The organism is Oceanobacillus jeddahensis, from assembly GCF_000750635.1.
Lineage (GTDB): Bacteria > Bacillota > Bacilli > Bacillales > Amphibacillaceae > Oceanobacillus > Oceanobacillus jeddahense.
Genome location: NZ_CCDM010000002.1, coordinates 193,209 through 207,361, shown reverse-complemented (window position 1 = coordinate 207,361; position 14,153 = coordinate 193,209). Strand labels below are relative to the sequence as shown.

The window sequence follows — 14,153 nt, the reverse complement described above, 5'->3', positions numbered from 1 at the left end:
GCTTAACCCCCTCCTACAAAATGTACAATCTCAACCTTGTCTCCACTTTCTAATACTGCTTTTTCATGCTCTTCCTTCTGTAATATCTGTTGATTATGCTCAATAATCAACGGTTTATCTTCCAATTCCAGAAAGTTAATCAAACCTTTGATGTGCTTTACATCATCCTGCACCTCTAATCCATTGCCGTTCACCGTTATTTTCATTTTGATTCACCTGCCTTCTCCAATTTATTGCCTCGAGGACTTGCATGAAAGCAATCGTAATAAAGCGGGGAAACCGGCTTATTTTCTATTATGTCTGCCAAATAGATTCCCGTAATTGGTGATAACAGTATGCCGTTTCGATAATGTCCCTTTGCCACATATAAGCCTGGAACACCTGGAATCTCTCCCAAGTATGGCAGTTCATCAGCAGTACCTGGTCTAACCCCTGCCCAATATTTTCTTAGCTTTGCTTCTCCTAGCTGTGGGACCATTTTCTGTGCTTTTGACAACAACCTTTGTACACTTGCAGCATGGACATGCTTATTGGCTTTACCGGGTATAGAGGATGCTCCGACAATGACTTTATTTTCTCGTTTCGGAACAAGATAACAACCGTCCATCCAAAGCGTCGATTGAAATAATTCTTCCTCCCATTCTAATAGTAGACATTCACCTTTCACGGGAAGTGTGGCATAATCTGCTGGAAGCAACTCATCTCCAAAAGCCCCTGTTGCAACAACAACTTGATCAGCATAATAAGCTGCCTCTGTTGTCTGAATCCCGTGGACCTTTCCATTTTCCATTAGCAACTCGACTACTTTTTCCTGCTCATGTATAACTGCACCATGATGAGAGGCGGCCAGAGAAAATGCTTTCGTAAGGTCTCGGGCAGAAACTTGACCATCATTTGGCAGATAGAGGACCGCGCGAAGATTCTCTGTCAAGCCAGGTTCCATCTTTATTGCCTCTTCTACTGACAGCAAATAAGCAGGGTTATCCGCTTCCCGCTGAAACGAAGCAATTGCTTGCAGTCTGTTATATTGTTGCTGATGAAAGGCAAGCTTCATAATTCCTTTATGCAGATATTGAATATCAATCCCTGCTTCTTCCAGCAACTCTTCCGATAAATTTTGAAATAATGCCCTGCTCTCCTGTGCAAATCGGAATAAAGGACTATCTTCTGTAAATTCTCCTTGAGCACCTAACATCCCTGCTGCAGCACTTGATGCCTCACAACCAATCCGGTTCCTTTCTACCAGTAGTACCCGATACCCTCTTTTCACCAGCTGATAAGCAATGGAACAGCCAATGACTCCGCCGCCTACAATGATTTGATCAAACTGTTTATTCACCTTCAACCTCCTTTCCAAGTATTCAACGCTTGGCGAAAAGCCGTGACAGCTTGTACTGGGTTATCTGCCTGCCAAACACCAGACATTACAGCTACTCCGGATGCTCCTGCTTCAATTACTTCTTTCGTTCGCTCCGGTGTAATTCCGCCAATGGCGAATACAGGCGTAGATAGCATGCCCGTAATTTCCCGGAGTTCAGCTAACCCTCTAGGCTGTTGGTTCGGCTTAGATGCACTGGGATAAACATGCCCGTATAAGAGATAATCTGCTCCGTCCTGCTGTCCCTGTTTTGCCTCTGATAAAGAATGCACAGACTTTCCTGCTCTTAGGCTGGGGAAGCTTCCTTTTACAAGTGGAATGGAAGGACTGTGGTATGCCAATTGAACACCTGTACATTGTTTCATCACAGCAATATCAGTGCGGTCATTAACAATTACTTTAGCTAATGGAAATCCGATACCTTCTAAAGCTTCCAAGATATCCAAGATATCCTTTGCTGTCTTGTTTTTTTCTCTAATATGCAAATAATCAATATTACGATGAATCCGCTTTACTATTTGCAAATGCTCTCCGGAAAAACTTCCATCGCTGATTAGATGCAGCTGGTTGTCCATCCTCCATGCTCCTTTCTTTCATCGCTTTTAACTCGCGGAGAAACGAAAAAGACCACTTATCCAACGAGGACAAGTGGCCTTGATTATATAAAAATTCATTGATCGAATGATATATCATCATGTTCCTGCCACTTCCCTACGCTAGTGTTAACCAGATCAGGTTCAAAGGGTCCGAACTTTCGTCTCAGCCAAAGGCTCCCCTAGTGTTGATTATTTAATTTTCGGATTACTCTTAAAGAATAACATATCACATTATATTTTTAAAGCTATTTTCACTGAAGATTTAAAAAATGATAGATTCTATTTTTTGCTGTTAATCACTTGTTTAACTCTGTTTTGCGTAATTAACAGAGGCAGCATATAAATAATATGTTAAGCCCGTTTGCTGCTCTTCCAACATATTTTTGTGAAATTCATCCGTGATAAAAAACCATGTGGATTCAACAAATCCCTGCGAATCTAACTTAATGATATTGTCGTTAATATAACTAATATGCTCAGAAATAAGCTGCTTTACTCGTTCATCATTAACTGCCCATCCTTTTTTCAAGGCAAAACCCATTTTATCCATAAATTCTTTTGATTCTCGAGCTGATTCATTTAATTCTTCCTCTTCTACATTATCCACAGGAATTTCATATTGATAGTTTTCTCTCAAATATGCATTCTGCTCTTTTAATTGTTTCTTCCATTGTGCTTGATTTAATCCTTTAAACATATTTTGATTGTTCATTACTTCTCCACGCTCCTCAAAATAAATAGTCTCATTAATGGTACTTAATATAAGATTCATTCGCTCCTTCTTGTCTTCTATTAGTTTCTTCTGATCAACTAACATATAATGACGACTCTTTTTTTCATACAATATTTTTTGAATAGCTTCTAATGAAAAATCTAACTCACGATAAAACAAAATATGCTGCAATTTTTCTAATTCCTTTTTTCCATATAAACGATATCCCGCATCCGTCATTTCTCCAGGTTCTAAAAGACCGATCTTATGATAATGATAAAGTGTTTTGATTGTTATTCCAGTTAAATCAGCTACTTGTTTCACTGTCATCATATGCAACTCACCCCCTTATAAATAAACAATAGACTCTCACCTAAGGTAAGAGTCAACACTTATTTTGATATTCTTTTATAGAAGATATTTCATCTTCAAATTAGTTCCATTACCCAATAACCTGAACAACATTTCCTTCATTATCTTTAATGTGAGTTTTAACTATCTTAACAACCATCTGTTCACATGAAGAAAGTTCTATCACACTCTCTTTAGGAATTAACTTCTCACTCAATTCGACTGCAGTTTGGTCATCTAAAATTAGTTGGACCTTATCCTTTTCAATGGTATAACCTGATTTTTCACCTGGTTCTATAACAACTAAAATATGAGGTCCTGCCAATGTCAAACCTTTTCCTTTAAGAATACGTCCCCGTAGTACTTTGCTAATTGTTTCTGTTTGCTTTGCACCTAAAGTCAGCATTGCTGGTTTTTTTCTGAACAAGCCCTTTTTCTCTGGTAACCAAGATAAATTGTCATTAAATAAGAACCCTGTGTTTGATCCTTCCCGTTCTCTTCCTTCATCAACTTTCTTAGAAACATCAGGGTAATTTAGAAATGACTCTCTTTCTAAATCAGTTATAGATCCGGGCATATATGCGGCGCCAGCAGAGAGAACTCCCAGCGTATTCCATGTCTGCATAGCTTCAAGTTCACCATCTGTTATGCCAATCATCTGCAGAAATTGCACTTGACCATTCTCTGTTTCTATCGTACCAAGCTCAGGATCAGTCATGAATGCCAACGCTGTTAATTTAGTATTTGATTCCAAGCAGATAGGACCATTTGCGTCCATATAGTCCCCATTTCTGAAAACATTACCACTGTTAAAAACATATCTCCCCATATTTTGAAGTAAATTAAGTGCCCATGCTGGCGGCTCTTCCTCTCCTTCTTTTCTTTTTAATCTGAATGTTAATTCAAATCCAAAACCGCTTACTTCCGGGTTGTCCGATTCCTTTTCATAAATCTCAGAAAATCCATATGTAACCATATGCCAGTGCGACTCTGGAGTCTCTGATTTATAGGCGCTTATCCCATCTAATGGATCCGGTCCACCCAATACATAAGAGACCAATGTTCCATAATGCTTCGGCTCCTGCTCTCCATAGATCGCTTCCATTGTACGATCAATTGCATCCCAGCCTGTTGCCTTTACTTCTTCACTCATCGTATTCCTCCTCTATTACAACTTATTACTGAACTATAAAATGACCTGTTTTAAATACCGTATGAACCATTATCCTACTATTTATAATTATTTTCTTTGTTATTCCATTAAGGGAACTTTCCATCTTTTAAAAGGTACAGCTTGTATTATTCTTTCTTCCTAAAGCACTACCCCTTTCTCGAAGTACAAAACATCTCTGCAAAATCATTTACGATTGTTTTTTCAGGATAATGTTGGACATCATATTTCATTTTCTCTAATCCTTCCTGGTAGTCCTGATCTGTAATCAACGTTAATACCGATATGTCTCTATTCATTGTATGTGTCAGATAATCAGATACTTTGATTCTTTCTAAACAATATTGTATTTCCATTTCCACATGAAATCCTCTTACAGAAAGTTCGTCGAAAATCGCTTGTTTTTCCCAAAACCTTTTCACATCCTCATCATATGCTGTTGGAAAGTAATGATATATCCACCATTTTTTCATATCGTGTATAGCAATATTATGTTGTTTGTATATGCCATTTTTCTTTAGGACACGATAAATTTCATCCAGTGCTGCTTCTTTATTTAAAAAGTGATGAAAAGCATAATTATTGGAGATATAATCAAAACTCTTATCCTTATAGCACATATCTTCAGCCATCCCATGTACGAAAGAAACATTTTTTAATTTTCGCTGCGCCCTTTTTAACATGTCCTCTGAGGCATCAAGGCCATGCCAATTGATATTGTAATTATCAAAATAGTTTATTTGATTTTCAATATAAATACCTGTTCCACATGCTAAATCTAATACTTGATACATTGATTTAGGATGTTTATCCATATATTCCTTTAAATCCTTATCAAACTGTCTTTCCTCTAATCGATATGGATTATCCTCATATTTATCAGCAATTTTTGAGTAATCAGTTATTTTCATGCCGTTTATACCTGCCTTTTGGTTATTTGGAAGAAGTTAAGTTAAATATTATATAGACCATTATACCTTTTTTCATTTTGTTTAAAAAAGCTAACAGTTTAACTAATTCATGAAGTAAGGACCCACGCTTTTTAAGCAGAAAAAAACAGCACCATTCAAAAATGAAAGGAACTGTCTTTTCCATCTATATATTAAATTATTGATTCCCTTTTTTCACCCATTCAGCTGTTGTAACTGTCCGTTGCGCCTGATGTTTCACAGCAGCTTCTACATCTTCCACCATTTTTCCATCTTGATCCACGGTAACACTTGTACCATATGGGTTTCCGCCAGCTGCAAATGCACTTGCATCAGAATAGCCTGGAGGTACAATAATAGCTCCCCAATGCATCATACTCGTGTATAGTGACAGGATTGTTGCTTCCTGACCGCCATGTGGATTCTGTGCAGAAGACATCGCACTGACCACTTTGTTAACTGTTTTTCCACTGCCCCAAAGTCCACCTTGGATATCTAAAAATTGCTTTATTTGTGAAGGCACATTTCCAAAACGTGTAGGTGTACTAAAAATAAGTGCATCTGCCCATTCGATATCCTCTGAAGATGCTACCGGAACATCCTTTGTTGCTTCCACGGTTGCTTTCCATGCCGGATTTCCTTCAATAACGGATTCCGGAGCTAATTCCTGTACTTTTAATACTCTTACTTCGGCACCTTTCGTTTCTGCTGCTTCTGCTGCCCATTTTGCCATTTGGTAGTTTGTACCACCCATACTATAAAAAATAACTGCTACTTTTGCGTTTTCCATATTTTCCATCTCCTTTGATTCATTTGATTTTCCAAATAATTTATCTAAAAATCCCATTGGTTGCACCTCTTTCTTATAAGTTACTTTTTCTCTGTCATAACCATCCCCTTTATTGAAGTCCAGGTTTCCAATATCTAACTGTTCTTTTTATGCTTCATTACCGCAATTTTATACTGAATATCATTCACTTCTTTGAAACGTAAGAGGGTTATGCCAGTATGAAAATAAAAAAACATTTTAAGAGTTAGTCTTCTCCCAGTTAATTTTCATTTGATTGGCTATCATAACGCTACTTTCTAAAATAAATTTAATTAAATAATAATTAATTCATTCATTTTTAATTCAATATAAATTATAGGCTGCATATTTTATTTTGTCAACATAATTATTAAAAACATTTAATGATCGAATAAGAAATACGAAAGAAGTCAATAAACCAAAGCACCTGCATAAAACGTTCGTATAATTTAATAGGAATTAGAGAAAATACCAATAAGACGCCTGACACAATAATAAAATAATCGAGGTGCTTTATATGAGTCAGCCATACCAATGTCCCAGATGTAAAACCAATCGATCCCGCTTTAACGTTATTGAGCAAATAGCGAAGCCGGTCAAATTAGATGCCAGCACAGGAGAAGTATTAAATGATTACCAACAGGAACCGTTAGAAGTCTTTCACATCGCCTATAATGGACCTGACAGAAGAATACAGTGCGGAGCATGCGGTTTAATTGAGGACGAAAATACATTTGTAAATATGAAAGTACAATAACCACGCTATGGGGAGGATGAATACAGATGACCAAAAACCGAAAAGGACCAAAACAGCAGGAACAACCTAATTTGCCTCAAAGTCCGAAACAGCCTTACGGTGAGCCATTAGCAGGATCTCATAAAGTAAAAAATAAAAATCATTCCAGACAAAAAAATAATGCATCACATGATATGTGACGCATGAATTGTTTATCACGGAGAACCGCCCGTAAAACTCCCGCCTCAAAATAAAGAGTAAGAATGAATTTATTTAGGCGGGAGATAACGGGCGCTAACTCCCTGAATCACTAAGGCTAATTCAGTGGGAGAATGAAGGAAGCAGACTAAGTTCGCGACGTCCTGGGACTGGGGCTGCGATTACTCGCCCCATCGTAAAGAGTTGTGCGTCGTAAAACTCCCACTGAATAAAGTTTCGTTTTATACAATGTGCAAAGCAAATGTTTTTTATAGATTATATGACTTTTGCTTTGCATATGGTAGAGAACTATCAGATCTTTTCCCTCTATCTCTATGTTTTCACCTTTATTTACTTAATAACTTTGCGCACTATTCATTCTGTTACTCCCATTATCTTCAAAAGATTAATGTTTCTTGTTCATTAAAAATTGTAATGTTTCTTCAAGACCTTTTTGAAAAGGAGTTACTGGAACAGCGCCGATACGTTTTTCATATTTTTCCCCGCTCAAAATAAAACCTTCTTTAGTAAGGTACATGATTTCAACAATTTCTCTCATAAATACATCAAACAATCCAATCACACGAATAACATTTTTAGTCAGAGGAATAACTGCTTTTCTATCTCCTGTCACTTCCCGAGCTATTCGGATCATCTCTTTACCTGAAATCAATCCAGCACCTGGTATATTCCAATTTTCACCATAGGAATCGTCTTTGTCTGCTATATTTACAATCATCTTAGCAGCGTCTGGCAAATAAACATATTCACGAGGCGTTTTTAAATTTCCAATAAAAATGGATGTTTTACCTGCAGCCATTCCATCGAGTGTAGGCTGCAAGTAAGAATTTTGTGAAGTTGGACCATAATAATCCGGCAATCTGACAATTAAAGCTTTTGCCCTCTTCCATTTTCCGCTAAATATTAATTGCTCGAACGCTACTCGAAGTTTTCCTTTTTTCGTATGCGGGTGTTGCGGATGGTTTTCATCCCCTTTTGCAACTTGATGGCCATATACATAAATACCATCAACAATCACAATTCTTTTTCCCAAAGTGTCTGCTGCTTTCATCACACTCTCTCCCAACGGTATTAATTTTTCCGCCATTTCTTGGTACTTAACATTAGCACATTGAAAGATAACATCTGCATCTTTAGCGGCATCAACAATCGTTTGATAATCAAATATATCTCCCCGTTTATAGATAAGATTCACATGATGATCGTGTTCTGTTATTAATGCTTCCAATTTATTTTGGGAACGTCCGAAAGCAATGACTCCAACTCCTCTATCTAATAGTTCCGAAACCATAACCTGGCCGGTACCGCCGGTTGCACCTAATACAATTGCTTTTTTCATCTTTAAAACTCTCCTTCCATTTAGTTAGTGATTAATCAATAACTAAACAACAAAAAATAAATAATATGTTACATCTGATATCTATTATGGCATTGACTTCCATCTATTTTGGATAAATATTAAAAATTAATCCCAATATGTGAACAATACAATGACAAGAGCAGCAATACCTAAGCCGATAGATAAGGTAGAAACAGCATTTTCCTTTTTATTTTTAACCATCTTTTTATTCAATCTCCTTTCGATCATTGATTAGCAAATAATTAATCCAACCAGCTAATGATACAAACAGTAATAACTCCAATAAAAACATAGTCAATCTTTTGTAATTTCACTTTTTAATCCTCATTCCATTTCATTTATTGATTGATCAATTACTAATTGTGATAAAAAAATAAATAATCAACTTTGATTGATTATTTATTTTGCTTTCTCATCAATCAGCTCGGGAAGGTCTAAGAAATAAGAAATATTACATAACATTCCTCTTGCCAAAAACGTACTAGCTTCTCTTTCTGCATCCTTTATTCCGGCAGACTTGAATCTTTCTAACGTATAGCTTCTGATGTTAGATAATCCTTTTTTTGCAGTGTCCTGTATTGGCTTTTCTGTGACAGAAATACCGATTACTTGCAAAGCAATCTCATTAGGGTACATTTCAGACAACTCTTCATATGCTTCAATCATTTTTGCAACAAGTTGATCTGGATTTGCTTCCACGTTTTTAAATGTTTGAAGGATTCTTTCAAATGCCCGATCTAAAGCAGCAATGAACAACGCTTCCTTTGTTTTAAAGAAACGAAAAACATACGGCTGAGAGATGGCTGCTTTTTCCGCAACATGAGCGGTAGTTGCATTATAATAGCCTTTTTCTGCAAATACCTCCAATCCCGCCTCCAAAATTTCTTCTTTACGATTTTCCTTTTTTGATTTTACCATATTCGTGCACCTACCCAAATTTAGTGATTGATCAATTACTAAATATATTAACTCTTTTTTAAACTCCATGCAAGTGTGTTGCTATTATTTTTTTAATGTTAAAAGAGAATGGACAAAAATCGCTGAAAGTCTTTCATTTTGTCTATAATTGACTTATCGGAAAAATACCATTCAGAAGCTGCCATTTAATAGAGAATAAAAATACATTTAGAAATACAAATTTATAATAATCACACTGTCGCGCGTTATTTCTTAAAATTTCGATACTTCCTAAAGTGCAAAACAAAAGCTTCACTCATTACGAACGAAGCTCTTTCCAATGAAAAACCATACGATTATTTTAATATATCATATTTAACGTGAATTACACCTGTTCCTTCCATTACTTTGGTTGATTTTAATTTAATGCTTTGTTTTCCAATATGATCAAATAAACGTATACCTTTCCCTAATAAAACCGGAGCAATATGCAAATCAAGTTCATCCAATAGCCCGCGTGCTATACATTGCTCTGCGACACTGGCTGTTCCAACACTTACATTTTTTGTGCCTGCTGCTTCTTTCGCCTGTCTCACTGCCTGCTCCACTCCGTCAGTTATAAAAATAAATGGTGTTGCTCCTTTTGGTGGATCCTCTGGGGTATGGTGTGTAAGGACAAAAACAGGAATATTCTCTAATGGATGACTTCCACCCCAACCACCGACAATATCATAAGTTCTTTTTCCAACAAGCATTGCACCAGTTTCTTGAGCTGCAGAATCAAAGATATTCTTATCGGTGCTGGAGAGCTTGAAAAAAGAATTGATTTCACTTATTTCTTCTCCCGAAAACATCCAGGCTTGTAGAATATCACCTTGATCTCCTAAAGGTTGGCTAGGGTTATCATTGGTTCCGGCTATAAATCCGTCTAATGACATAGAGATGTTCAGAATAACTTTATTCATTTCAAAACCTCCTTGATGTCATTGTAACAAGTGAAAATAGGCTATATTTCTTTTCGATTGCTGTATATGTCTATAAACAAGTTAAGCAAAAAGGTATTTATCTATTCTTCTATGCGATTTAGACTTCATTAGTAAGTTATTTCGACCTCCCTTTCAAAGTTTCTGCAAGCCCAATCTCCTTCTTTTTGAAACAGTTCATATGCAAAATCCCGATCTGCAGGTGGTTTTTCTAACCAATGTAACAAAATATCGGTAACGGCACTTTTTTCGGGGAAGTACCGGATAACTACTTCAGATTGTTCATGCAACCGCGTCGTCCAAATCTGAGAGCGCACCATTACCATCGAATAATAGGTTCGAATCAGTTTACGGGAGAATCCCTGTGAGAGTGTTTTGAAATCTTTATCAGAAGCTGCTTCCATCCTTTTTAAAGCTCGATTACGAACCTCGCAAATATCCCCATTAAAAGAAATTGGTATCTCTGGAGTCAGTTTATATGGACCAAAACGTTTCCCTACATCTTCTCCATATACACAAACACAAATTTCCTTTAAAAATGCATTTTCATAGTAATTGGCGGGGTCAAACGTATCATCATAATTAGCAACAGCTATCCCGACATCACGAACTAATGATTGATATTTTTTAGTTAATTCCCCAGAAAGTTTCTTTAACCTATCCAACTGTTGCGTGTTCATTTTACTATGAAACATTGCTATAATATCTAAATCTGACTTCAAAAGAATAGCATCTCCTCTTGGCACACTCCCGTAAAGATAGATACTATGCAATTGCTGTTGGAACAAATGTTGCAGACAATCAATGGTCTCCTCTATACACGGTAAATATCTTGAGTCAATTTTATCCATGCTGACATCACTTATAATAAATCCATTAGAATCGATACCATATCCCGATGATAAACTCAATATATCCATCCCCTTTCTTATTATTATTTTACTAAATGTTTCTATATTAGAAAGTTTATTTATATTTTTATAATCAAGATTATATATAATAGTACCTTAAAATCCATCTTCCTTATTTATTATGATTTCCAAATGAATACCTCATTTATCTACAATAGTTATCCAAGCGAATTTCATGGAGCTAATAACAACCATATAAAAAAAGTATCATGTCAAATTATTTTATTGGTTATCATTACTAGCATTTTTCAGGAAGGAAACTTATAGTGCACATATTACCTCATTGTATAAATATTTTTTAATGATAAAAGTCATTATCTTTATAAATAATTTAGCTTTATTCCATCTCATTAAAAATCCGATTTACTTCAGCATGACTTATAAAACAAAACTTCATTCAGCAGGAGTTTTCACTCTGCTCCCATTGAATGAAGTTTCATTTTTAAACTGAACGCTGATAACGTTTAAAAGCATAGACAGCTAAATAAATAGCAATAATGGCAAAAATCAGTAAATATGCAATATAAAACAATATATTCCCATCATTATTCGCCGTCAGTGCTCCACGCCCCGCCTCAATTGCCCAGTTTACTGGGTTAAGACTTGCCACTATTTGCATCCAACCAGGTACAAACTGCAAAGGCATAAACAAACCGGACATAAATAAAAGAGGCATCGTCGAAAAAGCTACAGCAGAGGTTAATCCCTCTTCTTTACGGATTGTAATGGCAAGTGCTATGGATAACGCTCCAAAAGCAATACCAAGCAGAACACTACACAAAATAAGGAGCGCAATACCGCTAATACCTCCCTCAAATCGAGCTCCCATGATCAATGCTATACCAATCATCATAAAGGATTGGATAACCAGTGTTACTACATTTTGAACAAGTGAGCCGATGATAATAGAGGAACGATGGACAGGTGTAACAAGAAAACGATTCAACACACCCTGCTTGTAATCCGCGATGATCCCCATACCAGCATAACTTCCAGCCATCAATGTACTCATCACCACAATCCCCGGACTGAGAAAATCAATATATGAACTTGCAGCAAAACCTGGCATATGGACAATGTTAGCGAAAACGGTGCTGAACAAAAGCATCCATAAAATTGGTTGGACTAGGTTAATCGCGATGATAAATGGGGAACGGACAATATGGCTTAAGTTACGTCTCATCATGTACCAAGAATCCATGATTACATTCATCGTGACACCTCCCTCTCTTCCGTCTCAGTAAATACGTGACCGGTATACCGTAAATAGACATCATCGAGGGAAGGACGAGAAATCGTTGCTGCTCGGACTTTTATATTTTCTGCTTTCAGTATGCTCATCAAGGCGGGTAATTGTTCAGCCCCTTGGTCTGTACGTACATATACTGATAGTCCGTCAACAATAATTTCATGTAAATCAGAAATCCCTTGCAACATATCTTTAGCCTGAAACTCTGATATAGCTTCCATTGTTTCTATATGAACGACATCTCCATGCATTTCTCCTTTTAACGCTTCAGGAGTACCTTGTACAATCACTTTCCCTTTATCAATGATAGCTAATCGATCACAGAGTTGATCCGCTTCCTCTAAATAATGCGTCGTCAACAAAACAGTTAATCCATCTTCCTTAGACAGATGATGGATAGTATCCCACAAGGAAGCCCTTGCTTCAGGATCCAGACCAGTTGTCGGTTCATCAAGAAACAATATTTTGGGATGATGAATCAGTCCCATTGCCAAATCAAGTTTACGCTGCATACCTCCTGAATACGTTTTGCTTAGACGATCCGCTGCATCCATCAAGTCAAATCGTTCCAGCAATTGTACAACCCGTTCGCTTAATATAGATCCCCGCAACCCATATAACCTTCCTTGCAGCATAAGATTCTCACGGCCAGTACTTTCTCCGTCTACTGCGGATTGTTGAGCTACATATCCAAAAAGCTTGCGTGCTTCTTCCGGATAATGAATGGCATCTACATTATAGAGTTGTACCTCTCCTTGACTCGGACAAGATAATGTGGTCATCACCTTGACTGCCGTTGATTTTCCAGCCCCATTCGGTCCAAGAAATCCATAAATTTCTCCTTTTTGAACGGAAAAATTCAAGCCATTCAGCGCAAATACATCCTTTCCATACTTTTTCGTTAATGCACGAACTTTAATCGCCAAGTCCTCATCCGTAGTACATGTTAAACCGTCCACACCTTTATTTTCAGGATCTATCATATTATTCATTTTCACATGTTCCTTTCTGCTAATTCTTATTTCGTTTTCCAGCACCTTTATTCGACAGTTATTCCTCCTCTTTTCGTTCATACATAATATGAATAGCACGTTCCATAAACTGAACTATCTCTTCATCCATTGGGTAAAAGGCGACGCTTCCTGAATGATCTTTAATAACATCCCACATCTTCCCCTTTAAGACATGATCATCATCGAACATATCATGAACCTTTTTCATCCACTGCTCCGCTAATTGCTGGACTTTTTCTGATTCAGGATTTTCATTTAGAACTGCACGCACATCATGAATAATACGAGCCCATTCCTGAACATCATCCTTATTCCTTTCAGTTTGTAAACTCATAATCTTTTTTTGCTCTTCTTCATTAAAATATTTTTCATAAAGATGGTTAACAACATCTTTATCCCGCTGGAACAAACGAATAATATCAAAAATAAGCGGCCATTTTATTTCTTCTTCCAGCTGAATGGAATAGAGAACACCACTCAAAGCCTGTTCTAACGCCTGTAACTCTTTCTGTTGCTCTCTGATCATGCTCAATTGCTGCTCAATCGACTGTTCCCAAGTCGTTACCGATTCATTCAAGTTTCTTTTGATTTGCTCCAGTGAAAAGCCCATATATTTCAAAGCTAATATTTGCTGTAATCGCAGCACATCACCTTCATTATATAGGCGATGGCCGCCTTCCGTTGCAGAAGACGGTTTAAGTAACTTAATCTCGTCATAATAATCCAAGGTCCGTACTGTCACACCAGTCTTTTTTGATAATTGGCCAATGGAGTACACATTATCCTCTCCTTCTATTTTTGCTACAACTTCAGTATAAAACACCACGTGACGTTTGATTC

Annotated in this window: 16 protein-coding genes and 1 riboswitch; of the genes, 2 read left to right on the top strand and 14 right to left on the bottom strand. The window is 36.9% G+C overall.

Annotated features, from left to right (window positions below; translation table 11 throughout):
- Positions 1-2 precede the first annotated feature (2 nt).
- From thiS to wrbA, 7 genes are all read right to left on the bottom strand, one after another.
- A complete protein-coding gene (gene thiS / locus BN986_RS08755) occupies positions 3-206 on the bottom strand; it encodes a sulfur carrier protein ThiS (protein WP_040979442.1) in 204 nt (67 codons plus the stop codon).
- Entirely contained in the window at positions 203-1,339 is a 1,137-nt protein-coding gene (gene thiO, locus BN986_RS08750; RefSeq protein WP_052400712.1) for a glycine oxidase ThiO, read from the bottom strand. The genes thiS and thiO overlap by 4 nt, the downstream gene beginning before the upstream one ends.
- 2 nt (positions 1,340-1,341) lie before the next feature.
- Complete coding sequence (locus tag BN986_RS08745; protein WP_040979441.1) at positions 1,342-1,953, bottom strand: thiamine phosphate synthase; 612 nt, start codon at positions 1,951-1,953, stop codon at positions 1,342-1,344.
- A 116-nt stretch (positions 1,954-2,069) separates the two neighbouring features.
- A riboswitch (TPP riboswitch) is annotated at positions 2,070-2,165 on the bottom strand.
- A gap of 113 nt (positions 2,166-2,278) precedes the next feature.
- Positions 2,279-3,019 carry a MerR family transcriptional regulator gene (locus BN986_RS08740; protein WP_040979440.1) on the bottom strand — a complete coding sequence of 247 codons (741 nt, stop codon included), beginning with the start codon at positions 3,017-3,019 and terminating at the stop codon, positions 2,279-2,281.
- Positions 3,020-3,128: 109 nt separating this feature from the next.
- Entirely contained in the window at positions 3,129-4,190 is a 1,062-nt protein-coding gene (locus BN986_RS08735; RefSeq protein ID WP_040979439.1) for a suppressor of fused domain protein, read from the bottom strand.
- Between the two features lie 167 nt (positions 4,191-4,357).
- A complete protein-coding gene (locus BN986_RS08730) occupies positions 4,358-5,119 on the bottom strand; it encodes a class I SAM-dependent methyltransferase (RefSeq protein ID WP_040979438.1) in 762 nt (253 codons plus the stop codon).
- 196 nt (positions 5,120-5,315) lie between these two features.
- Positions 5,316-5,927, bottom strand: a complete 612-nt coding sequence (gene wrbA, locus BN986_RS08725; protein WP_040980729.1) for an NAD(P)H:quinone oxidoreductase type IV — start codon at positions 5,925-5,927, stop codon at positions 5,316-5,318.
- 535 nt (positions 5,928-6,462) lie between these two features.
- Here wrbA and BN986_RS08720 point away from each other — a divergent pair.
- Positions 6,463-6,702, top strand: coding sequence for a hypothetical protein (locus tag BN986_RS08720; RefSeq protein WP_040979437.1), 240 nt, complete (start codon positions 6,463-6,465; stop codon positions 6,700-6,702).
- Between the two features lie 26 nt (positions 6,703-6,728).
- On the top strand, positions 6,729-6,881 hold the full coding sequence (locus BN986_RS08715) for a small acid-soluble spore protein P (RefSeq protein ID WP_040979436.1): 153 nt from the start codon (positions 6,729-6,731) through the stop codon (positions 6,879-6,881).
- Positions 6,882-7,285: 404 nt separating this feature from the next.
- On the opposite strand, the gene BN986_RS08710 is transcribed toward BN986_RS08715, so the two are convergent.
- From BN986_RS08710 to BN986_RS08680, 7 genes are all read right to left on the bottom strand, one after another.
- Positions 7,286-8,239 (bottom strand): SDR family oxidoreductase, encoded by a 954-nt coding sequence (locus BN986_RS08710; protein ID WP_040979435.1) that lies wholly within the window; start codon positions 8,237-8,239, stop codon positions 7,286-7,288.
- A 420-nt stretch (positions 8,240-8,659) separates the two neighbouring features.
- Positions 8,660-9,178, bottom strand: a complete 519-nt coding sequence (locus tag BN986_RS08705) for a TetR/AcrR family transcriptional regulator (RefSeq protein ID WP_040979434.1) — start codon at positions 9,176-9,178, stop codon at positions 8,660-8,662.
- Positions 9,179-9,513: 335 nt separating this feature from the next.
- The gene (locus BN986_RS08700) at positions 9,514-10,122 is read right to left on the bottom strand and encodes a dihydrofolate reductase family protein (protein WP_040979433.1); all 609 of its coding nucleotides are present in this window, start codon (positions 10,120-10,122) and stop codon (positions 9,514-9,516) included.
- Between the two features lie 128 nt (positions 10,123-10,250).
- Entirely contained in the window at positions 10,251-11,060 is an 810-nt protein-coding gene (locus BN986_RS08695; RefSeq protein WP_040979432.1) for a nucleotidyltransferase domain-containing protein, read from the bottom strand.
- A gap of 433 nt (positions 11,061-11,493) precedes the next feature.
- Positions 11,494-12,264, bottom strand: a complete 771-nt coding sequence (locus BN986_RS08690; RefSeq protein ID WP_040979431.1) for an ABC transporter permease — start codon at positions 12,262-12,264, stop codon at positions 11,494-11,496.
- Positions 12,261-13,292 (bottom strand): ATP-binding cassette domain-containing protein, encoded by a 1,032-nt coding sequence (locus tag BN986_RS08685; RefSeq protein WP_198136791.1) that lies wholly within the window; start codon positions 13,290-13,292, stop codon positions 12,261-12,263. The genes BN986_RS08690 and BN986_RS08685 overlap by 4 nt, the downstream gene beginning before the upstream one ends.
- Positions 13,293-13,350: 58 nt before the next feature.
- Positions 13,351-14,136: a MerR family transcriptional regulator gene (locus tag BN986_RS08680; protein ID WP_244444976.1), complete on the bottom strand. Its 786-nt coding sequence runs from the start codon at positions 14,134-14,136 to the stop codon at positions 13,351-13,353.
- Positions 14,137-14,153: the final 17 nt, after the last annotated feature.